This window comes from Pseudomonas sp. NPDC090208 (assembly GCF_044746785.1).
Lineage (GTDB): Bacteria > Pseudomonadota > Gammaproteobacteria > Pseudomonadales > Pseudomonadaceae > Aquipseudomonas.
The window spans coordinates 426,802-448,180 of record NZ_JBIVCU010000002.1 but is presented as its reverse complement, the minus strand read 5'-3'; the positions used below and the strand labels follow the sequence as shown (position 1 = coordinate 448,180).

The 21,379-nt window shown below is 61.6% G+C and carries 20 protein-coding genes; 16 read left to right on the top strand and 4 right to left on the bottom strand.

All coding sequences use genetic code 11. From position 1 onward, the window contains the following. Positions 1 to 107: 107 nt before the first annotated feature. Positions 108 to 896 (bottom strand): PhzF family phenazine biosynthesis protein, encoded by a 789-nt coding sequence (locus ACIPL0_RS05070; RefSeq protein WP_400592827.1) that lies wholly within the window; start codon positions 894 to 896, stop codon positions 108 to 110. A gap of 100 nt (positions 897 to 996) precedes the next feature. Then, positions 997 to 1,467: a Cys-tRNA(Pro) deacylase gene (gene ybaK / locus ACIPL0_RS05065; RefSeq protein WP_400592830.1), complete on the bottom strand. Its 471-nt coding sequence runs from the start codon at positions 1,465 to 1,467 to the stop codon at positions 997 to 999. Positions 1,468 to 1,753: 286 nt separating this feature from the next. Between ybaK and glpK the strand changes: the two genes are divergently transcribed. From glpK to ACIPL0_RS05000, 13 genes are all read left to right on the top strand, one after another. Further along, the gene (gene glpK / locus ACIPL0_RS05060) at positions 1,754 to 3,259 is read left to right on the top strand and encodes a glycerol kinase GlpK (RefSeq protein ID WP_400592832.1); all 1,506 of its coding nucleotides are present in this window, start codon (positions 1,754 to 1,756) and stop codon (positions 3,257 to 3,259) included. Positions 3,260 to 3,442: 183 nt separating this feature from the next. After that, the gene (locus ACIPL0_RS05055) at positions 3,443 to 4,198 is read left to right on the top strand and encodes a DeoR/GlpR family transcriptional regulator (protein ID WP_400592835.1); all 756 of its coding nucleotides are present in this window, start codon (positions 3,443 to 3,445) and stop codon (positions 4,196 to 4,198) included. A gap of 350 nt (positions 4,199 to 4,548) precedes the next feature. Then, complete coding sequence (gene glpD / locus ACIPL0_RS05050) at positions 4,549 to 6,087, top strand: glycerol-3-phosphate dehydrogenase (protein WP_400592837.1); 1,539 nt, start codon at positions 4,549 to 4,551, stop codon at positions 6,085 to 6,087. A 465-nt stretch (positions 6,088 to 6,552) separates the two neighbouring features. Further along, a complete protein-coding gene (locus ACIPL0_RS05045) occupies positions 6,553 to 7,467 on the top strand; it encodes a glutamate/aspartate ABC transporter substrate-binding protein (RefSeq protein WP_400592839.1) in 915 nt (304 codons plus the stop codon). Between the two features lie 118 nt (positions 7,468 to 7,585). Further along, complete coding sequence (locus ACIPL0_RS05040; RefSeq protein ID WP_400592842.1) at positions 7,586 to 8,332, top strand: amino acid ABC transporter permease; 747 nt, start codon at positions 7,586 to 7,588, stop codon at positions 8,330 to 8,332. Then, positions 8,329 to 8,997 carry an amino acid ABC transporter permease gene (locus tag ACIPL0_RS05035; protein ID WP_400592845.1) on the top strand — a complete coding sequence of 223 codons (669 nt, stop codon included), beginning with the start codon at positions 8,329 to 8,331 and terminating at the stop codon, positions 8,995 to 8,997. Before ACIPL0_RS05040 ends, ACIPL0_RS05035 begins: the two co-directional genes overlap by 4 nt. Continuing rightward, positions 8,994 to 9,728 (top strand): amino acid ABC transporter ATP-binding protein, encoded by a 735-nt coding sequence (locus ACIPL0_RS05030; protein ID WP_400592847.1) that lies wholly within the window; start codon positions 8,994 to 8,996, stop codon positions 9,726 to 9,728. The genes ACIPL0_RS05035 and ACIPL0_RS05030 overlap by 4 nt, the downstream gene beginning before the upstream one ends. A gap of 96 nt (positions 9,729 to 9,824) precedes the next feature. Then, on the top strand, positions 9,825 to 11,717 hold the full coding sequence (locus ACIPL0_RS05025; protein WP_400592850.1) for an ATP-binding protein: 1,893 nt from the start codon (positions 9,825 to 9,827) through the stop codon (positions 11,715 to 11,717). 129 nt (positions 11,718 to 11,846) lie between these two features. Next, positions 11,847 to 13,178: a sigma-54-dependent transcriptional regulator gene (locus ACIPL0_RS05020; RefSeq protein ID WP_400592853.1), complete on the top strand. Its 1,332-nt coding sequence runs from the start codon at positions 11,847 to 11,849 to the stop codon at positions 13,176 to 13,178. 209 nt (positions 13,179 to 13,387) lie between these two features. Continuing rightward, positions 13,388 to 14,308 carry an arginase gene (locus ACIPL0_RS05015; RefSeq protein ID WP_400592856.1) on the top strand — a complete coding sequence of 307 codons (921 nt, stop codon included), beginning with the start codon at positions 13,388 to 13,390 and terminating at the stop codon, positions 14,306 to 14,308. Then, positions 14,305 to 14,679 carry a transporter gene (locus ACIPL0_RS05010; protein ID WP_400592859.1) on the top strand — a complete coding sequence of 125 codons (375 nt, stop codon included), beginning with the start codon at positions 14,305 to 14,307 and terminating at the stop codon, positions 14,677 to 14,679. Before ACIPL0_RS05015 ends, ACIPL0_RS05010 begins: the two co-directional genes overlap by 4 nt. Before the next feature lie 7 nt (positions 14,680 to 14,686). Beyond that, entirely contained in the window at positions 14,687 to 15,847 is a 1,161-nt protein-coding gene (locus ACIPL0_RS05005; RefSeq protein WP_400592862.1) for a GNAT family N-acetyltransferase, read from the top strand. Continuing rightward, positions 15,840 to 16,253, top strand: a complete 414-nt coding sequence (locus ACIPL0_RS05000) for a transporter (protein ID WP_400592864.1) — start codon at positions 15,840 to 15,842, stop codon at positions 16,251 to 16,253. Before ACIPL0_RS05005 ends, ACIPL0_RS05000 begins: the two co-directional genes overlap by 8 nt. 149 nt (positions 16,254 to 16,402) lie before the next feature. Here ACIPL0_RS05000 and ACIPL0_RS04995 read toward each other — a convergent pair whose 3' ends face one another. Continuing rightward, positions 16,403 to 17,269 (bottom strand): fatty acid desaturase family protein, encoded by an 867-nt coding sequence (locus tag ACIPL0_RS04995; RefSeq protein WP_400592867.1) that lies wholly within the window; start codon positions 17,267 to 17,269, stop codon positions 16,403 to 16,405. Between the two features lie 63 nt (positions 17,270 to 17,332). Next, on the bottom strand, positions 17,333 to 18,118 hold the full coding sequence (locus tag ACIPL0_RS04990; protein ID WP_400592870.1) for a MipA/OmpV family protein: 786 nt from the start codon (positions 18,116 to 18,118) through the stop codon (positions 17,333 to 17,335). A 252-nt stretch (positions 18,119 to 18,370) separates the two neighbouring features. Here ACIPL0_RS04990 and ACIPL0_RS04985 point away from each other — a divergent pair, with 252 nt between their 5' ends. The 3 genes from ACIPL0_RS04985 to ACIPL0_RS04975 are packed head-to-tail and all read left to right on the top strand — an operon-like array spanning position 18,371 to position 21,376. Next, positions 18,371 to 19,069 carry an MtnX-like HAD-IB family phosphatase gene (locus ACIPL0_RS04985; protein ID WP_400592873.1) on the top strand — a complete coding sequence of 233 codons (699 nt, stop codon included), beginning with the start codon at positions 18,371 to 18,373 and terminating at the stop codon, positions 19,067 to 19,069. Next, complete coding sequence (locus ACIPL0_RS04980) at positions 19,062 to 20,456, top strand: aspartate aminotransferase family protein (RefSeq protein WP_400592876.1); 1,395 nt, start codon at positions 19,062 to 19,064, stop codon at positions 20,454 to 20,456. Before ACIPL0_RS04985 ends, ACIPL0_RS04980 begins: the two co-directional genes overlap by 8 nt. Further along, entirely contained in the window at positions 20,453 to 21,376 is a 924-nt protein-coding gene (locus ACIPL0_RS04975) for an alpha/beta hydrolase (RefSeq protein WP_400592879.1), read from the top strand. The genes ACIPL0_RS04980 and ACIPL0_RS04975 overlap by 4 nt, the downstream gene beginning before the upstream one ends. Positions 21,377 to 21,379: the final 3 nt, after the last annotated feature.

Genomic DNA, 21,379 nt, shown 5'->3' with positions numbered 1-21,379 from the left:
ATCAGACAGACCGCGTGCGCAGGTTTTACGACGACTTCGGTCGGACGCGACCCCGGCGCGCTCGCAGGACAAGCCAGCTCCTACAAGGGGCAGCCGGACGTTCACCACTACCCCAACGACAATGTTCCACTCGCCACCAGCGTGGCATACCCGCCGATCTTCACCCGGTCGCCTTCCAGGCGGCAGAACAATTCCCCACCCCGCGCCGAGCATTGAAACGCCGTCAGGCTGAACTTGTTCAGGCGGGCCGACCAGTACGGAATCAGGCTGCAATGGGTCGCGCCGGTCACCGGGTCTTCCGGGATGCCATGGCTCGGCGCGAAGTAGCGCGAGACAAAGTCATGCCGTTCGCCATCCCCCTTGGCCGTGATGATCACGCCCGGCCATGGCAGGCGAGCAATGGCCGCCATGTCCGGCTTGCAGTCGCGCACGGCCTGCTCCGACTCCAGCACCACCAGCAGCGCGGCAGCACCCAGCACGTCGACCACCTCGACACCCAGTGCCCGCTCGATATCGACCGTGACCCCCACCTCGCTCGGCGGCATGGCCGGGAAATCCAGCAACAGGCGACCGTTTTCACGGGTGACGCTCAACGGCCCGGACTTGCCGATGAAATCGATGACCGCCGCCGTTTCACCGTACTGTTCAAACAGCACATGGGCGGTGGCCAGCGTGGCGTGACCGCATAACGGCACTTCCGTGGTCGGCGTGAACCAGCGGATATGCCAGCCCTGCGCCTCACGCACGACGAACGCTGTCTCCGACAGGTTGTGTTCGGCGGCAATATGCTGCATCAGCTCATCTGCGAGCCAGGCATCCAGGCGATAGACCATCGCGGGGTTGCCCGCGAACGGCTGATCGGTGAAAGCATCGACCTGATGAAATTCAAGCTGCATGGAAGGCATCCCCAGTGATTTGAAGTACGCAGCGCCCGACCCTGGTCGCTGCTTTGGTCACAACGTCAATGATCCGGACCGGCCAGAGGACGCGTCCCGATCATTCACGGCCAATCTGTGCAAATGTCGCGTTGGTGTGTTGTGCGAGCACGGCGGCCGACAGCTCGACCTCCAGCCCGCGTCGTCCGGCGCTGACAAAAATCGTGGCAAAGGGTTGAGCGGTTTCGTCGATAAAGGTTCGCAATCTTTTCTTCTGCCCCAGCGGACTGATGCCGCCCAGCAGATAGCCAGTGGCACGTTGCGCGGCGGCCGGGTCGGCCATTTCGGCTTTTTTCGCGCCGGCAGCATGGGCCAGCGCCTTGAGGTCCAGCGACCCCACCACCGGGACCACCGCGACCAGCAACTCGCCTTTTTCAGTGCTGGCCAGCAGGGTCTTGAACACCTGAGCGGGTTGCAGGTTGAGTTTCTCTGCGGCTTCCAGACCATAGGAAGCGGCCTTGGGATCATGTTCGTAGCTATGAATACGGTGTTCGGCGCGAACTTTTTTCAGTAAATCCAGTGCGGGGGTCATGCAGGGCTCCAGACGACCAGAATGCTTCTTGTTGGCTGCCACTACTTTAGGCCATCTGCTCTTGAAACGCCTCAGTCTGGCCCGCGACCCGGCGGGAAAATCGGCGTGGTGACAGGCCTGCCGTCACCGTTCGCTTTCGACCTTTGACATCGTTCGTTTGCGTCTATATTTTTTCGAATACGAATATCAGGCGCGAGACTTCGATGTCATCGAGTGACGCACGCCCTTTCGCACGTAAACTGATGGCAGCTCTCCCGGATACCGGCTTTATTACCAGGCAACCGACATGACCGACACCGAAAACAAGAATTACATCATCGCCCTCGATCAAGGTACCACCAGCTCCCGCGCGATCATTTTCGACCGCGATGCCAATGTGGTGAGCACTGCCCAGAGCGAATTCGTTCAGCATTACCCGCAGCCTGGCTGGGTCGAACACGACCCGATGGAAATTTTCGCCACCCAGACGGCCTGCATGACCAAGGTGCTGGCCCAGGCCAACCTGCACCACAACCAGATCGCCGCCATCGGCATCACCAACCAGCGCGAAACCACGGTGGTCTGGGAAAAGGACAGTGGCCGGCCGATCTACAACGCCGTGGTCTGGCAATGCCGGCGCAGCACGGAAATCTGCCAGCAGCTCAAGCGTGACGGCCTTGAGGATTACATCAAGGAAACCACCGGGCTGGTCATCGACCCGTACTTTTCCGGCAGCAAGCTGAAGTGGATTCTCGACCATGTCGAAGGCAGCCGCGAACGCGCCCGGCGCGGCGAACTGCTGTTCGGCACCGTCGACAGCTGGCTGATCTGGAAATTCACCGGCGGCAAGGTCCACGTCACCGACTACACCAACGCCTCGCGCACCATGATGTTCAACATCCACACCCTGGAGTGGGACCAGCGCATGCTGGACGTGCTCGATGTACCACGGGAAATGCTGCCCGAGGTCAAGTCGTCCTCCGAAGTCTACGGCCACAGCAAGAGCGGCATTGCCATTGCCGGGATCGCCGGCGACCAGCAATCGGCACTGTTCGGCCAGATGTGCGTCGAGCCCGGTCAGGCCAAGAACACCTACGGCACCGGCTGCTTCCTGTTGATGAACACCGGCAAAAAAGCGGTGAAGTCCAATCACGGCCTGCTCACCACCATCGGTTGTGGTCCGCGCGGCGAAGTGGCCTACGCGCTGGAAGGTGCGGTGTTCAACGGCGGCTCCACCGTGCAGTGGCTGCGTGACGAGCTGAAAATCGTCAACGACTCGATGGACACCGAATACTTCGCCACCAAGGTCAAGAACAGCAACGGCGTCTATCTGGTGCCGGCCTTCACCGGCCTCGGCGCGCCCTACTGGGACCCTTACGCTCGCGGCGCGCTGTTCGGTCTGACCCGCGGGGTCAAGGTCGATCACATCATTCGTGCCGCGCTGGAATCCATCGCCTATCAGACCCGCGACGTGCTCGACGCCATGCAGCAGGATGCCGGCGAACCGCTCAAGGCGCTGCGTGTAGACGGCGGTGCGGTGGCCAACAACTTCCTCATGCAGTTCCAGGCCGACATTCTCGGCACTCAGGTCGAACGCCCGAAAATGCGCGAAACCACGGCGTTGGGCGCGGCCTATCTGGCGGGACTGGCCATCGGTTTCTGGAGCGGCCTGGACGAGTTGAAGGACAAGGCTGTGATCGAACGCAAGTTCGAGCCTCAGTGCGATAACGTAGAGAAAGAAAAACTCTACGCCGGCTGGCGCAAGGCCGTCGAACGCACCCGTGACTGGGAGCCGCACGAAACCACCGAATAACCCCGCCCCCTGTAGGAGTGAGCTTGCTCGCGATAGCGATTTGTCTGTGACAGATTTAGCTGACAGAACGCATCGCGAGCAAGCTCACTCCTACAGGACCTCATGTGGCTTCAGGTTCTTTTTCCGGCTGACAGGTAATGGCTGCCTGCGGCATCATGGGCGCCCTTGCCCGAAGGAAAAAAAATGAATCTGCCACCCCGTCAACAGCAGATCCTCGAGCTGGTCCGTGAGCGCGGCTATGTCAGCATCGAGGAAATGGCGCAATTGTTCGTCGTGACCCCGCAAACCATCCGGCGCGATATCAACCAGCTGGCGGAGATGAACCTGTTGCGCCGCTACCACGGTGGTGCCGCCTACGACTCCAGTATCGAAAACACCGCGTACGCCATGCGTGCCGATCAGATGCGCGACGAGAAACAGCGCATTGCCGAGGCGATTGCCGCGCAGATTCCCGATCACGCGTCGCTGTTCATCAACATCGGTACCACCACCGAATCCATCGCCCGCGCCCTGCTCAATCACAGCCATCTGAAAATCATCACCAACAACCTGCATGTGGCTTCGATCCTCAGCGGCAAGGATGATTTCGAAGTGCTGCTGGCGGGTGGCAACGTGCGCCGCGACGGCGGCGTGGTCGGCCAGGCCAGCGTCGATTTCATCACCCAGTTCAAGGTCGATTTCGCCCTGGTCGGGATCAGCGGCATCGACGAAGACGGCAGCCTGCTGGACTTCGATTATCAGGAAGTGCGGGTGTCCCAGGCGATCATCGCCAACGCCCGGCAGGTCATTCTTGCCGCCGACTCCAGCAAGTTCGGCCGCAACGCCATGGTGCGCCTGGGGCCGATCACCCTGATCGATTGCCTGGTCACCGATCAGGCACCGGTCCCGGCGCTGGCGCAATTGTTGGCGCAGAACAAGATTCGTCTGGAAATCGTCTGATCCCCGCTTTTGCTGATATCGCCTGACGCCGCCGCTCGCACGTCAGGTAGAGAATGGTGGGAGGGAGCTCTGCTCGCGATAGCGTCAGGTCAGACACCCAGGGTGACCTAATTATCGCCATCGCGAGCAGAGCTCCCTCCCACAGGCCATGCCCCCTGACGGATTCACAATACCGACACCTCGCTGCACCTCCGATGTTCGCTTTTGTTCCTTTCCTTTCTCTCTGATCAGTATTTTCAATCGATACCGAGTGGTCGCCCCTGTCTTATTGCGTTACTATTTTCGGAAATGAACACAAATGTTCGAATTCGCCTCAAGCGAACCTGATCGAATCCAGACAGGAGGCCCCGATGGCCCAGAGCGCTTTGACTACTCCACCCCTTTCCGAGGTTTACGACATTGCCGTCATCGGCGGTGGCATCAACGGTGTCGGGATTGCGGCGGATGCGTCAGGACGCGGTCTGTCGGTGTTCCTTTGCGAAAAGGACGACCTTGCCAGCCACACCTCGTCGGCCAGCAGCAAGCTGATCCACGGTGGTCTGCGCTATCTCGAACATTACGAATTCCGCCTGGTGCGTGAGGCGCTGGCCGAGCGTGAAGTGCTGCTGGAAAAAGCGCCGCACATCGTCAAACCGATGCGTTTCGTGCTGCCCCATCGCCCGCACCTGCGTCCGGCCTGGATGATTCGTGCCGGCCTGTTCCTCTATGACCATCTGGGCAAGCGGGAAAAACTGCCGGGCTCGAAGAACCTGCGCTTTGGCGCCAACAGTCCCCTGAATGCCAGCATCACCCGCGGTTTCGAATACTCCGACTGCTGGGTCGACGATGCCCGTCTGGTGGTGCTCAATGCCATGGCTGCCCGTGAAAACGGCGCCCATCTGCACACCCGCACCCGCTGCCTGAGCGCCCGCCGCAGCGGCGGCCAGTGGCACCTGAACATGGAGCGCGCCGACGGCAGCCTGTTTTCCATTCACGCCAAGGCTCTGGTCAACGCTGCCGGACCGTGGGTCGCCAAATTCATTCGTGAAGACCTGAAACTGGAGTCGCAGTACGGCATTCGCCTGATCCAGGGTAGCCATCTGATCGTGCCGAAGCTGTATGAAGGCGAGAACGCGTTCATCCTGCAGAACGAAGATCAGCGCATCGTGTTCGCCATCCCGTATCTGGAACGCTTCACCATCATCGGCACGACCGACCGCGAGTACACCGGCGATCCGGCGAAGGTGGCGATCACCGAAGGCGAAACCGATTACCTGCTGAAGATCGTCAACGAACACTTCAAAAAGCAGCTCAGCCGCGACGACATCATTCGCACCTATTCCGGGGTGCGTCCGCTGTGCAACGACGAGTCGGACAACCCGTCGGCGATCACCCGCGATTACACCCTGTCGTTGTCCGGCAATAGCGGCGAAGCGCCGATCCTCTCGGTGTTCGGCGGCAAGCTGACCACCTACCGCAAGCTGGCCGAGTCGGCCATGCAGCAACTGGCGCCGTTCTTCCCGAAAATGACCGCCAGCTGGACTGCCAGGACCCACTTGCCGGGTGGTGAAAACATGACCACGCCGGCAGCCCTGGCGACAGAACTGCAACAACGCCACAGCTGGCTGCCGACGGAGATCGCCAAGCGCTGGGCCATCACCTACGGGTCGCGCAGCTGGCGCATCGTCGACGGCATGCAGGGTCTGGCCGACATGGGCGAGCATCTGGGCGGCGGCCTGTACAGCCGCGAAGTGGATTATCTGTGCAACGAGGAATGGGCCATCGGCGCGGACGACATTCTCTGGCGCCGGACCAAGCTGGGCCTGTTTACGACGGCAGAAGAACAGCAGAACGTGCAGGCGTATCTCGACAAACGGGGGCTGCAGAAAAGCGCTATAGAAGCGGCATGAGTCCGAATAGATATTTTCCTGACGCCGCCACTCGCGCGCCGAACGGATGATTTTGTGGGAGGGAGCCCTGCTCGCGAAAGCGCTGGATCAGTCGATGCTGTAGCGTCTGACGTGACGTCTTCGCGAGCAGGGCTCCCTCCCACAGGTTTGTAGTGTCCGACACAATTCGGCACGGCATGCCAAAGCAATGCCCTGCCCCCGCCCATTCGGATTTCCGAACACCTCTCCCCGCCCCATTCGGCATCCCGGACGACAGATCCCGGCAAAAAGCCGCCACACCAAAAAATACCCTTTAAATTCAGCATCTTAGATCCTGTCACGTGCTTGGCATGAGTCATGCTCTACACTCAAGCACGATTGCTCCGATGTAGCGTGCCGCCTGATTGGGCCGCCGTTGAAGCGTTCTGAAACGATAGGGCCGTCCAACACCGGACCCATAAGAAAAACAAAGTCGAGGATTAACAGATGCGCATCGTTCCCCACATCCTGGGTGCAGCCATTGCTGCCACTTTGATCAGCACCCCGGTTTTCGCCGCCGAGCTGACTGGAACCCTGAAGAAGATCAGCGATTCCAACACCATCACCCTCGGTCACCGCGACTCGTCGATTCCGTTCTCCTACATCGCTGATGCCTCCGGCAAACCGGTCGGCTACTCCCACGATATCCAGCTGGCCATCGTCGAAGCGATCAAGAAAGACCTGAACAAGCCTGATCTGAACGTCAAGTACAACCTGGTCACCTCGCAAACCCGTATCCCGCTGGTTCAGAACGGCACCGTCGACGTTGAATGTGGTTCGACCACCAACAACGCCGAGCGCGCGCAGCAAGTCGACTTCTCCGTCGGCATCTTCGAAATCGGTACCCGTCTGCTGACCAAGGTCGGCTCGCCCTACAACGATTTCGACGACCTCAAAGGCAAGAACGTGGTGACCACCGCCGGTACGACTTCCGAGCGTCTGATCAAGGCCATGAACGCCGACAAGCAGATGGGCATGAACGTCATCTCCGCCAAGGACCACGGCGAATCCTTCCAGATGCTGGAATCGGGCCGTGCCGTTGCCTTCATGATGGACGACGCGCTGCTGGCAGGCGAAATGGCCAAGGCCAAGAAGCCGACCGACTGGCACGTGACCGGCACCGCGCAATCCTATGAAATCTACGGCTGTATGGTTCGCAAGGACGACCCTGCATTCAAGAAAGCCGTGGACGACGCGATCGTCGGCCTCTACAAGTCGGGCGAGATCAACAAGATCTACGACAAGTGGTTCACCCAGCCGATTCCTCCAAAAGGCCTGAACCTGAGCTTCCCGATGAGCGACGAGCTCAAGAAGCTGATCGAAAACCCGAACGACAAGCCAGCGCCAGAGAAGAAGGCGTAAGCCTCTTTTCCTCAAGCTTCACCTGTAGAGCCTGACTCCCGGAGAGGTCCATGTACCTCTCCGGAAGCCGCTGCAAAGCGGTGTGCGTGCATAACGATCGATCAGAGGGGAGACCCTGATGAATTACAACTGGGACTGGGGCGTCTTCTTCAAGTCCACCGGCGTTGGCAGCGAAACCTATCTGGACTGGTACGTGTCCGGACTGGGCTGGACCATCGGCATCTCTATCGTCGCCTGGATCATCGCCTTGATCCTCGGCTCGGTACTCGGGGTCATGCGTACGGTGCCAAACCGTGTGGTATCGACCATCGCCACGGTCTACGTGGAAATCTTCCGTAACGTGCCACTGCTGGTGCAGCTGTTCATCTGGTACTTCCTGGTACCCGATCTGCTGCCGGAAAACCTGCAGGAGTGGTACAAGCAGGACCTCAACCCGACCACCTCGGCATTCCTGAGCGTTGTCGTGTGTCTGGGTCTGTTCACCGCCGCACGGGTGTGCGAGCAGGTGCGCACCGGTATCCAGGCGTTGCCGCGCGGCCAGGAATCCGCCGCCCGCGCCATGGGTTTCAAACTGCCGCAGATCTACTGGAACGTGCTGCTGCCGCAGGCTTACCGGATCATCATTCCGCCGCTTACTTCCGAATTCCTCAACGTGTTCAAGAACTCCTCCGTGGCCTCGCTGATCGGCCTGATGGAGCTGCTGGCGCAAACCAAGCAGACCGCCGAGTTCTCCGCGAACCTGTTTGAAGCGTTCACCCTTGCCACCCTGATCTACTTCACCCTGAACATGAGCCTGATGTTGCTGATGCGCCTGATCGAGAAGAAAGTCGCGGTGCCAGGCCTGATCTCCGTGGGAGGTAAATGATGGACTTCTCTGGAATCGTCCCGGCCATTCCCGGTCTGTGGAACGGCATGGTCATGACCCTGCAGCTGATGGTCATGGGCGTGGTCGGCGGTATCGTTCTCGGCACTCTGCTGGCACTGATGCGGCTGTCGCACAACAAGCTGATGTCGAACCTCGCCGGTGCTTACGTCAACTATTTCCGTTCGATCCCGCTGCTGCTGGTGATCACCTGGTTCTATCTGGCGGTGCCGTTCGTGCTGCGCTGGATCACCGGTGAAGACACCCCGGTCGGTGCGTTCACCTCCTGCGTCGTGGCGTTCATGATGTTCGAGGCGGCGTACTTCTGCGAAATCGTCCGCGCCGGTGTGCAGTCGATTTCCCGTGGCCAGATGGGCGCCGCCCAGGCCCTGGGCATGACCTACAGCCAGATGATGCGCCTGATCATCCTGCCCCAGGCGTTCCGCAAGATGACCCCGCTGCTGCTGCAGCAGAGCATCATCCTGTTCCAGGACACCTCGCTGGTGTACACGGTCGGTCTGGTCGACTTCCTCAACTCTGCCCGTGCCAGCGGCGACATCATTGGCCGCTCCAATGAATTCCTGATCATCGCGGGTCTTGTGTATTTCATCATCAGCTTCACCGCCTCGCGTCTGGTCAAGCTCATGCAAAAAAGGTTAGCCGTATGATTTCCATCAAAAATATCAACAAGTGGTATGGGGACTTTCAGGTACTGACCGATTGCAGCACCGAGGTCAAGAAAGGTGAAGTGATCGTGGTCTGTGGCCCGTCGGGCTCCGGCAAATCGACCCTGATCAAGTGCGTCAACGCGCTGGAACCGTTCCAGAAAGGCGACATCGTCGTCGACGGCACCTCGATCGCCGATCCGAAAACCAATCTGCCGAAACTGCGTTCGCGGGTCGGCATGGTGTTCCAGCATTTCGAACTCTTCCCGCACCTGAGCATCACCGAAAACCTGACCATCGCGCAGATCAAGGTGCTCGGCCGCAGCAAGGAAGAAGCCACCAAGAAAGGCCTGGCGTTGCTTGAGCGTGTCGGTCTGTCGGCCCATGCCCACAAGCATCCCGGCCAACTGTCCGGCGGCCAGCAACAGCGCGTGGCGATTGCCCGTGCGCTGGCGATGGACCCGGTGGTGATGCTGTTCGACGAACCGACTTCGGCGCTCGACCCGGAAATGGTCAACGAAGTGCTCGACGTGATGGTGCAACTGGCCCACGAAGGCATGACCATGATGTGCGTGACCCACGAAATGGGCTTCGCCCGCAAGGTCGCTGACCGGGTGATCTTCATGGACAAGGGCCAGATCATCGAAGACTGCGCCAAGGAAGAGTTCTTCGGCGACATCAACGCCCGTTCCGAGCGTGCTCAGCACTTCCTGAACAAGATCCTGCAGCACTAAGCAAGAAAGTATTCGCCCCACAAGGGCAGAAAAACGATCGGTCGTCCGTGTTCACTATCCATGACACGGGCGGCTGGTCGGTCCAGGACGACTGTGATGAAATGCGACCCCCCTCTTACCGCGCCACCATCACTTGCCGTGAAACCCCGTCTCATCCGCCAACTGTTTCTGCCGCCGCTGATCATCCTGCTGATGGTTGCGCTGGGCTACGTCACCTATCTGTACAGCGAAAAGAACGGCATCAAGGCGCTGGGTGAAAATGGCGAGCGTCAGCTTGAACTGCACGCGCGCACCGTCGAAAGCGAAATCGCCAAATACAACTACCTGCCCAGCGTGCTGGAGCTGGAGTCCAACGTTTCCGACCTGCTCAACGATCCGTCGCCTGAATTGCGGGTCAAGGTCAATGATTATCTGGAAGGTCTGAACCGCCGCAGCCGCAGTCGCGCTATCTATGTGCTCGACACCACCGGTCGCGTGCTGGCCACCAGTAACTGGCGCGATGCCGACAGTTATCTGGGCGAAGACCTGTCCTTCCGCGCCTACTATCAGGACGCCATTCGCGGCCTGCCCGGGCGCTTCTACGGCATTGGCAGCACCACCGGCGAGCCCGGTTATTACCTGGCCCACGGCCTGGAAGAGAAAGGCAAGATCATCGGCGTGGCGGTGATCAAGGTGCGTCTGGAAGCGCTGGAAGAGCGCTGGCAACGGGCGCGTCTGGAAGCCTTCGTCAGCGACGAGAACGGCATCATCATCCTGTCCAGCGACCCGGCACGCCGGCTCAAGTCGGTACGCCCGCTGAATCAGGAAACCAAGGATCGCCTCGCCCGCAGCCTGCAATATTACTGGTGGCCGCTCAATGAGCTGGTGCCGCTGGAGCGCGAGTCGATTGCCGACGGCGTGGAGAAACTGACCTTCCCCGCCAACAGCAGCGTCGATCACGAACATACGGTGGTCAGCTATCTGGCCCAGACCCGCGATCTGGCCGACACACCCTGGCACCTGACTCTGCTGACGCCGCTGGAAGACCTGCGCCGCGAAGCCGCCAATCAGGGCATGCTGGTGGCGGTCGCCTGTGCCCTGGTGGCCTTTCTGCTGATTGCCTGGAACGAGCGGCGCAAGGTGATTTCCACCCGCCTCGCCGCCCGTGAAGCCCTGCAGGAAGCCAACAACGAACTGGAGCGACGGATCACCGAACGCACCGCCGATCTGCGCGCCAGCAACGAACGGCTCAAGGGGCAGATCCGCGAGCGGAGGCAAGCCGAGGAAACCCTGCGCAAGGCCCAGGACGAACTGGTCCAGGCCGGCAAACTGGCGGCTATCGGCCAGATGTCCACCAGCATCGCCCACGAACTCAATCAGCCGCTGGCGGCGTTGCGTACGCTGTCCGGCAACACCGTGCGTTTCATCGAACGCGGCGCGCTGGACACCGCCAGCACCAACCTGCGCACCATCAACGATCTGGTCGACCGCATGGGCCGCATCACCGCCAGCCTGCGTGCTTTCGCCCGTCGTGGCGATGACAAGGGTCAGGCATCGCTGGTCAAAGCGGTGGACGCCGCCTTGCAGGTGCTCGCCGGGCGTCTGGAAAACAGCGCGCTGGATCTGCATCAGCAGTTTGCCGACGTCGAACTGGCTATCGACCAGACCCGTCTGGAGCAGATTCTGGTCAACCTGATCGGCAACGCCCTCGACGCCATGCAGGCGCAGCCCTTGCCGGTGCTGTGGCTGCAGGGCGATGTGTTCGAAGGCCGTTACCGCCTGCGGGTGCGTGACAACGGCCACGGCATCGACGCCGAAGCGCGCAAACATCTGTTCGAACCGTTTTTCACCACCAAGCCTGGCGAACAGGGGCTCGGCCTGGGCCTGACCCTGTCGGCCAGCCTCGCGGCGGCGGCCGGTGGCAGCCTGAATGCCGAAGACCCGGTGGAAGGGGGCACGATGTTTGTGTTGATTTTGCCGTTGTTGGAAGGTGGAGAACCCAAAATATGAGCCCGAGGTTACACCTACCTCCCGTAGGAGTGAGCTTGCTCGCGATTAAATGCTTTCAGGCACCACCGATGTGTCTGGTCGACTGCAATCGCGAGCAAGCTCACTCCTACAATGGCATTGCGACAGGGGATGAAATTGAACACTGAATTGACCGTCCTTATCGTCGAAGACGATCCCCATGTGCTGCTCGGCTGCCAGCAGGCGCTGGCCCTTGAAGACATTCACAGCCAGGGCGTGGGCAGCGCCGAAGAGGCGTTGAATCTGGTGGGCGACAACTTCGCCGGGATCGTCATCAGCGACATTCGTCTGCCGGGCATCGACGGCCTGCAATTGCTGACTCGCCTGAAGGAACGCGACCGCAGCCTGCCGGTGGTGCTGATCACCGGCCACGGCGACGTGTCGATGGCGGTCGGCGCCATGCGTGACGGCGCCTACGACTTCATGGAAAAGCCCTTCTCGCCGGAACGTCTGGTGGAAGTCGCCCGCCGTGCGCTGGAGCAACGCGGGCTGGCCCGGGAAGTGACCTCGCTGCGTCGCCAACTGGCCGAGCGCGATTCGCTGGAAGGCAAGATCATCGGCCGTTCGCCGGCCATGCAGAATCTGCGCGCGCTGATCGCCAACGTCGCCGACACCTCGGCCAACGTGCTGATCGAAGGCGAGACCGGCACCGGCAAGGAACTGGTCGCACGTTGCCTGCATGATTTCAGTCGACGCCAGAGCCAGCAGTTCGTCGCGCTGAACTGCGGCGGCCTGCCAGAAAACCTGTTCGAAAGCGAAATCTTCGGCCACGAAGCCAATGCCTTCACCGGCGCCGGCAAACGCCGCATCGGCAAGATCGAGCACGCCCACAACGGCACGCTGTTCCTCGACGAAGTGGAAAGCATGCCGATCAATCTGCAGATCAAACTGCTGCGGGTGTTGCAGGAACGCACCCTGGAGCGCCTCGGCTCCAACCAGAGCGTGGCGGTGGATTGCCGGGTGATCGCGGCGACCAAGTCCGACCTCGATGAATTGAGCAAAGCCAGCCAGTTCCGCAGCGACCTGTATTACCGGCTGAACGTGGTAACCCTGGAACTGCCGCCGTTGCGCGAGCGTCGCGAAGACATCCTGCAGCTGTTCGAACATTTCCTGCAGCTGTCTTCTCTACGCTTCGACCGCGAGCCGCCGCAACTGGACCCACAGACCCTGTCGGCGCTGATGAGCCACGACTGGCCGGGTAACGTTCGCGAACTGCGCAACGTCGCCGAGCGTTATGCGCTGGGCCTGCCGGCATTCAAGAAGTCGGGCTCGTCGGTGAGCAGCCAGAGCCTCGGGTTTTCCGAAGCGGTGGAAGCGTTCGAACGCAACCTGCTCAGCGAGGCGTTGCAGCGCAGTGGCGGCAATCTCAGCCAGGCCAGCCAGGAACTGGGCATGGCCAAGACCACGTTGTTCGACAAGGTGAAAAAGTACGGGCTGGGCTGACCCTATCCGTAGCAGTCCGGCTTGCTGGCGGCAGCGATTCTGAATACGTCACCGCCGGCAAGCCGGACTGCTACAAACGGAAAGACGCCGTTCAGCACTCGTTCAAGCCGTTGGCCCACCCTTTGCAATCCCCCTGAAAGGCCCGCCCGGCCGGTGTTCATGGCCATGAACCCGGTGTCCGGGGCGGCATTTCATGGGTGAAGGCAACCTTGAACATTCTCGATCTCGATCACAGCCTCACGCAGCAGGCGCCGATCAGGGACCGGCTGCATGACGGCCGCGCGACCCGCCTGGATTTGCTGGCGCTCGGCCCGCAGTTGCGACTCTGGTCCACGGAAACCAACTACAAGCGTTTTGCCGTACAGCTGGATTACCGGGCCCGGCCACTGGGCAGCCGCCCGGAAATCTTTTTCGTCGGCTCCGGTGACTACCATCACCTGACCCCTGCCCTGCTCAGCGAGCTGCGCGAGCCGGTCACGCTGATCCACTTCGACAACCACCCCGACTGGGTGCATTTCGCACCAAGGCGCCACTGTGGTTCGTGGGTCAACCGGGCGCTGAAACTGCCTGCGGTCCGACGCGTCGTCACACTGGGGCCGTGCAGCGACGATCTGCAAAGCCCGCAGCTCAAGGGCGGCAACCTCGGTGCGTTGAAGCGCGGCGATCTGCAGTTGTTTCCATGGCGGCATCCGCCTTCACGGGTCTGGGGCAGGATCGGCGACGGGCCGGGCCATCGCCAGGTCGATGGCTATCTGCACTGGCACAACCTGGCCGAAGTCGACTGGGCGGTCTTTCTTGAACAATTGCTGGCCAGCCTGCCCACCAAGGCAGTGTGGATCACCATCGACAAGGACGTGCTGGCCAGCGAAGACGCAGCCACCAATTGGGACCAGGGCGGCATGCGCCTGAGTCATCTGCTCGAAGCGATCCGGGCGCTGGCCGCGCAAAAACGTGTGCTGGGCATTGATGTCTGCGGCGAATTCGCGCCCCCGGCGTTCAGCAATCCGCTCAAGCGCTGGGAGGCGAAATCCGATCAGCCACCCGCCGAGCGCTGGAGCGAAGCGGACCTTGCGCGCAACGCGCAGACCAACGCGGCCTTGATCGCACTGTTCGAGGAGCTGTTCCCATGACGCTGACGGTGGTGCTGCTGACGGCGTTGTCGATCCTGCTCGACGTGATCGGCCAACTGGCGTTCAAGCTCGGCCTGGATCGCCTCCCGGCACAGGAAGGCGGCTTTCGCCTGCGCAGTTTCTGGGTCCAGCTCGCGGGCGCTCCGCTGCTCTGGTTTGGCGTCGGCGCCTACGCGATCGAGTTCATCACCTGGCTGCTGGTGCTGTCGCTGGCGCCGTTGAGCTTGGTGTTTCCGGCCGCCAGCCTGAGTTACGTCGGCGTGGTGCTGGGTGGACGGCTGGTGCTCGGCGAGGCGGTCAGCCGTCGACGCTGGCTCGGCACATTGGTCGTGACCGCCGGCGTGATGCTGGTGTGCGTCACAGGCGCGTGAGGTGCAGATGACACAGATTCAATCCGTTCCAACAGGCATGGCCCCGGTCAGCCTGGACGACACCTTGGCGCTGAGCGTCGAGGTCAGTCACAGCATCCATCGAGTCAGCCGGACCGACTGGGCGACACTGGTCAGCGACCCGCTGGAAGGCTACGACTATTTCGCCGCCATCGAAGACGCCGGGCTGCCGGGCATCGAGCTGCGCTATTTCATCGTGCGCGATCAGCAACGTTTGATCGCGGTCGCACCGGCCTATCTGCACCGGCTCAAGCTGGAGCAGGTGCTCGACGGGCTGGCCGCACGGCTGCTGGGCCAACTGTCGGTGCCGATGCTGGCAGTGGGCTCGCCCGTCACCGAAACCTGCCCGATCGCCTGCGCGCCAGACTGGCTGGCCCGTACGGCGGACCTTGTGCCGCGGCTGATCGATGAAGTGCGGCGAGAGGCGCGGCTGTCACGCGCCTGGCTGTATCTGTTCAAGGATGTCGCTGAACAGCACGGAACGCTGCGTAGCGCCCTGACAAAGCAGGGATTCATACGTGTCGCCGGGATGCCGACAACGCATCTGCCACTGCCTTACGCCGATCTGCACGGCTATCTGGGCAGCCTCGGCCGGGTCACCCGCAAGGGCCTGAAACGCAAGCTGAACGCGCCGTCAGACCTGCGTATCGAGGCACGCCGACATCAGGTCGATGACGTGATCGAACGCATGCTGGCGCTGTACGCCGACACTGTGGCGCGCAGCGGCGAAGAGATCGAGCCGCTGACTGCGGACTATTTTCGCGCGGTGCTGGCCCGGCTTGGCGAGCGGGCCACTTGTTACCTGTTCTGGTCCGGCGACCGCCTGATCGGTTTCAACCTGTTGCTCGGCGATCACACGCGGCAGATCGACAAAGTGTTCGCGGCCGAAGGTATCGCCGCCCGCGAGCACAACCTCTATCACCGCACCTGGCTGACCCATGTGCAGCGTTGCATCGAGCACGGCATCCCGACGTTCGAGGCCAGCCAGGCGGCGTATGGCGAGAAGCTGCGGCTGGGCTGCCGGCTGTCGGGCAATGACCATTACGTCCGTCACCGCAACCCGTGGCTGACCCGGCTGATCGGCTGGCTGGTGCGTGGGGCCGGGCTGGATCGGTCGAACATCCTTGGCAGGGAGTCCACCCATGAGTGAGCAGACCTTGAATGAAAAACCGGCCTGGCGCTGGCTCGAAAGCCGCGCCGCCAGCGTTGGCCTGTGGGCCTTGTTGATCGGCTTTGAAAGCGCCGCGCAGTTGGCATTGAAAGTCGGCGGCGACGACCTGACGGCCCTGCCGTTCGGTCTCGGCTGGCTGCTGGCAGCACTCACCAATCTTGCCGTGCTGGGCGCGGTCGGGTGTTACATCGGCTCGTTCCTGAGCTGGATGCTGATCCTGCGCCGCAGCAGTCTGTCGCTGGCGTTTCCGCTGAGTTCGCTGGTGTTCGTGGTGGTGTTGCTGGGGTCGTGGTTGGGTCTGGGCGAACACATCAGCGCCCTGCACTGGCTGGGCGTATGGGTGATCATCGGCGGGATCGCGTTGTTGGCAGAGGGTGAATCCTGAGGTTGCCGCGATGCCTGGTATGGCGGGGTACCACGATCTCCCCGTAGCAGCATGGCTTGCCAGCGGTGGCGTTTTTGAAATCGCTGCCGCCGGCAAGCCGGACTGCTACGGGGGGATCGTCGTATTTGGGTCGGGCCGTGGCCGCCTGACTAGCGCTGGGTGTGATCCAGCAGAAAGCCCAGGCCGTGGGACACGGGGATTTCTTTCACGCCCATCGCCCGCTGTTGCTCGTGGATTTCCTTGTGGAAGGCTTTGACCTTGGTCCAGTGCATTTTCGGCCGGTAGTGGTGTTCGGCGTGGTAGCCGTTGTTCATCCAGATGACGTTGTACAGCTTGCTGTATGAACTCACGCCCCAGGCAATCGGCAGGTCGGGGTTGCCGCCCAGGTGCTCGTAATAGCCATTGAGCGACGACAGCGACTGCCCCAGGTACCAGAACGGCACCAGCAGCAGAACCGCGTGCCAATCGTAGAACGCCAGCGCCAGATAGGCCGCGACGGTCACATAGATTTCCACTTTGGCCCAGCGCGCGTCGTCCGGGTGTTTGCGCTTCATCTCTTCGTAGTAGCTCTTGGGCTCGTCACGAAAGGCGCTGAGAAACACGTAACGCCACAGCGCCTCGGGCTCGCCATTGTGCCCATAGCGGTAGATCGACAGCGGGTCGACGGTTTCGCCCTTGGCGTCGGGGCGGTCGGAGTTGCCGCGGTGGTGGCGATTGTGGATGTCGCGGTACATGGTCTGCGAGAAACCGATGGTCACCGACAGCAGCAGGTCGAACGCCCGGTTCATGCGCTTGTGGGTGAAGTACGGGTTGTGGATCTGGTTGTGCGAAATGCTGTTGATGCTCCACGACAGGCTGACCGCATACAACAGCGCCAGCGGCACGATGGCCCACCACGACAGGCTGTGAAAGGCCAGGACCAGCCACAGCACGAATGAAAAATGCGCCAGCGCCATGGCAATCGGGACGATGTCCCAGAGTGAGTAAGCGAGCCAGCGGTAAACGGGACGAGCCATGAAGAACTTCCTCGAATGCGATGAGTGCTTCGGCTCGTTGCAAGGGCCAGACCAACCCGCGACTTACTTGAAGTGCCAGGCCAGCACGACGTCCAGTTCGCCCTGATTCACCCGCCCCTGCTGACGCACGATGCTGCTGTCGGCGGCCGATCCGACCAGGTGAATCCAGCTGGCGCTGGTGATCAGCGACCAGTTCGGCGCCAGCGGGAAGGCCACGCTCTGGGTCAGGGTCAGGTTCTGAAAACCGCCGCTGGCGTTGTACGGCCGGATGCCTGAAGCCAGTGATTCCGCGCCGCTCACACCGTAAAAGGTCTGCGCCTGTTCGGCGTTGGCGTAATGCGCCGTCAGGGTCGTGCCGCCGAAAATGCCTCGCCCCAGTGGATAATCCACCTCGCCGCCGACACGTCCCAGCACGCCGCCCTGGCCGTTGCTGCCGCCGAAAGTGCGGCCCACTTCGGCGAACACGCGCCAGGCGTCCGAAGGGCTGTATTCGATGAAACCACCGGCCTCGCCCATGTCGGAAACGTCGTGCAGGCCATGCAGCGCACCGTTGGCGGTACGGCCCTGAACGTAATTGACGAACGGCCCGGCGCTCCAGCCGTTGACCTTCAGCGCATCCCAGGACAAGCCATCGTCGCTGCTCAGATTGACCCGCCCCCAGGACAGGTCCAGATAAGGAATCGGACGGGTTTCATAGCGGGTGCCCGTGGGGTCGTGGGGCTGCAACGCCACGCCCGCACCGACATCGCCGGTCAGCGAATCGGCATGGCAGAACTGGCTGAAATACGCGGCGCAGAGCACGCCGGCCAGACACAGACAGCGCTTGAAAGAGGACGGCAGGACAGTCATGAGGGAGGCCTCGGGGCGGCAAACATGCGCGCATCAATCCCCAGAGCGCCACACCAGCGCAAGCACTGATGTTGTTTGTAGCAAGCTACAAAAATTGTAGCTTCGCGGCCCTCGCTTCCCCATCGATACCTGCCAAAGCCCACTGCCAGCGGGCTTTCAGCGCCTTGGCACAGTCCCTGCTCCTGCCCTGTCACGAGCCACCCGGCGACCCGCTCGCCCGGCTCACTCCTTGGACAAGACAGGCAAACGCAGATGATGCATTGGCATATCGTGTGTGATTTCGACGGGACGATCACCCCGACCGACGTGATCGACAACATTCTCGAGCGCTTCGCCGACCCGAGCTGGGCAGATATCGAAGACGAATGGCTCAGCGGCCGCATCGGCTCGCGTGAATGCCTCAGCCGCCAGCTCGCACTGGTCAAGGCCACCCCCGCGCAATTACTGGCTTACTTCGACAGCGTCAGCATCGACCCCGACTTTCCCGCTTTCGTCGACCACGTGCTGGGCCTGGGTGCCACGTTGGACGTGGTCAGCGACGGCCTCGAACAGGGCATCGCGCGGATTCTTTCCCGCCATCAGGTGCCGCTGTTGCCGATCATTGCCAACCGCCTGCATCAGGTCGATCAGACCGCCTGGCGCATCGTGTTTCCCCATGCCAGCGACGCCTGCCGCGCAGCCTCGGGCAACTGCAAATGCAAGTCCACGCCCGGTGACCGCCGCGTGCTGGTGATCGGTGACGGCAAGTCCGACATGTGTGTCGCCGGCGCCGCCGACTTCGTGTTCGCCAAGGGCCGCCTGGCCGAACACTGCGAGCGCAACGGCATCCCGTTCGCCCGCTTCGACAGCTTCGCCGAACTCCCCGCTTTGCTGGCCCAGCTGCCCCACAGCCTGCCGGCCCCCGTTGTTCATCTTTCTTCCGAATCTCAGGAACGCTTCCACCATGTCTGATATCCGCATCGCTACTGCCGAAGACCAGATCCTTCTGGAAAAAGAAGCCAAATATTGCTCGTTTGGCGACACCGTCCATTACATCGACCCACCGCGCATTTTCAGCCGCTGCGAAGGCTCGTACGTCTACGACACCAGCGATCAGGCCTACCTCGACCTGCAGATGTGGTACTCGGCAGTGAACTTCGGCTACGCCAACCCGCGTCTGAACAATGCCCTGAAGCAACAGATCGACACCCTGCCGCAGATCGCCAGCCAGTACCTGCACAAAGGCAAGATCGAACTGGCGGAAACCATCGCCGTGGACGCCAAGAACAAGTTCGGCCTCGACGGCCGCGTACACTTCAACGTCGGCGGTTCGCAGTCCATCGAGGACTCGCTGAAAGTGGTGCGCAACGCCAGCAACGGCAAGAGCCTGATGTTCGCCTTCGAAGGCGGTTACCACGGTCGCACCCTCGGCGCCTCGTCGATCACCTCCAGCTACCGCTACCGCCGCCGCTACGGCCACTTCGGCGAGCGCGCGCAGTTCATTCCGTTCCCATATCACTTCCGCGGCCCGAAAGGCATGACCAAGGAAGAGTACGGCAGCTACTGCGTGCAGCAGTTCGCCCGTCTGTTCGAGACCGAATACAACGGCGTGTGGGACCCGAAAGTCGGCCAGAGCGAGTACGCCGCGTTTTATGTCGAGCCGATCCAGGGCACCGGCGGCTACGTGATTCCGCCGATGAACTTCTACAGCGAACTCAAGCATGTGCTCGACCAGCACGGCATTCTGATGGTGGTCGATGAAATCCAGATGGGCTTCTACCGCACCGGCAAGCTGTGGTCGATCGAGCACTTCGACGTCAAACCCGACGTGATCGTGTTCGGCAAGGCACTGACCAACGGCCTCAACCCGCTGGGCGGCATCTGGGCCCGTGAAGAGCTGATCAACCCGAAAATCTTCCCGCCAGGTTCGACCCACTCCACCTTTGCCTCCAACCCGCTGGGCACGGCCGTGGGCCTGGAAATGTTCAAGATGACCTCGGAAACCGACTACGGCTCGATGGTCATGAACAAGGGCAAGTATTTCCTTGAAGGCCTGCGCGACTTGCAGAAGCGCTACCCGATCATCGGTGACGTCGACGGCCTGGGCCTGGCCCTGCGCGCGGAAATCTGCAAACCGGACGGCTTCACACCGGACAAGGCGACCCTGGATTTCATGGTCGAAGAAGGCATGAAAGGCGACATCGAGATCGACGGCAAACGCCTGGGCCTGGTGCTCGACGTCGGCGGTTACTACAAGAACGTGATCACCCTGGCACCTTCGCTGGAGATCAGCTATCCGGAGATCGATCTGGGCATCGCCCTGCTCGACCGTCTGCTGCACCGGGCCATGAAGCGATGAGTCCAGCGCCCTCGCAAATCGCGATCGACATGGGCGAAGGCGATGCCGGGTTCATACTCGGCAACGGCGCCGTGGGGGTTCTGTTGATCCACGGCCTGACGGGCACCCCGACCGAATTGCGTCGGGTCGCCCAAGGCCTGACGGACCGGGGCTGCACGGTGTACGTGCCGACCCTGGCCGGCCACTGCGGTGACAACAGCGACCTGCAGCGCACCCGCTGGAGCGACTGGTACGAAAGTGCCCGTCGCACCTTCGTCGGCATTCGTCAGCGACACGCTCAAGTGTTCGTCGGCGGCCTGTCGATGGGGGCCGTGATGTCGATGCACATGGCGGCGCAGCATCCCGGCGAGATCGCCGGGCTGTTGCTGTATTCGACGACCCTGCGCTACGACGGCTGGAACATGCCGTTCGCCGCCAAGTTCACTCATCTCTACATGATGGTGCCGTTCGGCGTACACATTTGCCGGTTCAACGAAAAGCCGCCTTACGGCATCAAGAACCCGCGTCTGCGTGCCATCGTCGAGAAGCAGATGAAGGACGGTGAAAGCAGCAATGCCGGCCTGCTGACCATGTCCGGTATCAGCGTGCGCGAGTTGCACCGGCTGATCGCCGTGGTCAAGCGCGACATGCCGAAAGTGACCACGCCGGCACTGGTGCTGCACTCGCTGGAGGATGACATCACCAGCCGCTGGAACGCCGATTACGTCGAGCGGCATCTGGGCGGGCCGGTGGTCAAGGTGTTGCTCGACAACTGCTATCACATGATCACGGTGGATCTGGAATACCGGCAGGTCATCGACCTGAGTGCATCGTTCATCGAAACCCGCGTGCAGGCTGGCCTGCAGCCGCAGGTGCCGATGGACGAACCGGTGCTGCAAGACGACCTGCTCGCCAACGACGATCACCCTCAACTGGCTTGAACC

Coding starts and splice junctions, on each gene's coding strand:
- ACIPL0_RS05070 (WP_400592827.1), bottom strand. CDS start 896: ATGCAGCTTGAATTTCATCAGGTCGATGCTTTCACCGATCAGCCGTTC.
- ybaK (WP_400592830.1), bottom strand. CDS start 1,467: ATGACCCCCGCACTGGATTTACTGAAAAAAGTTCGCGCCGAACACCGT.
- glpK (WP_400592832.1), top strand. CDS start 1,754: ATGACCGACACCGAAAACAAGAATTACATCATCGCCCTCGATCAAGGT.
- ACIPL0_RS05055 (WP_400592835.1), top strand. CDS start 3,443: ATGAATCTGCCACCCCGTCAACAGCAGATCCTCGAGCTGGTCCGTGAG.
- glpD (WP_400592837.1), top strand. CDS start 4,549: ATGGCCCAGAGCGCTTTGACTACTCCACCCCTTTCCGAGGTTTACGAC.
- ACIPL0_RS05045 (WP_400592839.1), top strand. CDS start 6,553: ATGCGCATCGTTCCCCACATCCTGGGTGCAGCCATTGCTGCCACTTTG.
- ACIPL0_RS05040 (WP_400592842.1), top strand. CDS start 7,586: ATGAATTACAACTGGGACTGGGGCGTCTTCTTCAAGTCCACCGGCGTT.
- ACIPL0_RS05035 (WP_400592845.1), top strand. CDS start 8,329: ATGATGGACTTCTCTGGAATCGTCCCGGCCATTCCCGGTCTGTGGAAC.
- ACIPL0_RS05030 (WP_400592847.1), top strand. CDS start 8,994: ATGATTTCCATCAAAAATATCAACAAGTGGTATGGGGACTTTCAGGTA.
- ACIPL0_RS05025 (WP_400592850.1), top strand. CDS start 9,825: ATGAAATGCGACCCCCCTCTTACCGCGCCACCATCACTTGCCGTGAAA.
- ACIPL0_RS05020 (WP_400592853.1), top strand. CDS start 11,847: ATGAAATTGAACACTGAATTGACCGTCCTTATCGTCGAAGACGATCCC.
- ACIPL0_RS05010 (WP_400592859.1), top strand. CDS start 14,305: ATGACGCTGACGGTGGTGCTGCTGACGGCGTTGTCGATCCTGCTCGAC.
- ACIPL0_RS05005 (WP_400592862.1), top strand. CDS start 14,687: ATGACACAGATTCAATCCGTTCCAACAGGCATGGCCCCGGTCAGCCTG.
- ACIPL0_RS05000 (WP_400592864.1), top strand. CDS start 15,840: ATGAGTGAGCAGACCTTGAATGAAAAACCGGCCTGGCGCTGGCTCGAA.
- ACIPL0_RS04995 (WP_400592867.1), bottom strand. CDS start 17,269: ATGGCTCGTCCCGTTTACCGCTGGCTCGCTTACTCACTCTGGGACATC.
- ACIPL0_RS04990 (WP_400592870.1), bottom strand. CDS start 18,118: ATGACTGTCCTGCCGTCCTCTTTCAAGCGCTGTCTGTGTCTGGCCGGC.
- ACIPL0_RS04985 (WP_400592873.1), top strand. CDS start 18,371: ATGATGCATTGGCATATCGTGTGTGATTTCGACGGGACGATCACCCCG.
- ACIPL0_RS04980 (WP_400592876.1), top strand. CDS start 19,062: ATGTCTGATATCCGCATCGCTACTGCCGAAGACCAGATCCTTCTGGAA.
- ACIPL0_RS04975 (WP_400592879.1), top strand. CDS start 20,453: ATGAGTCCAGCGCCCTCGCAAATCGCGATCGACATGGGCGAAGGCGAT.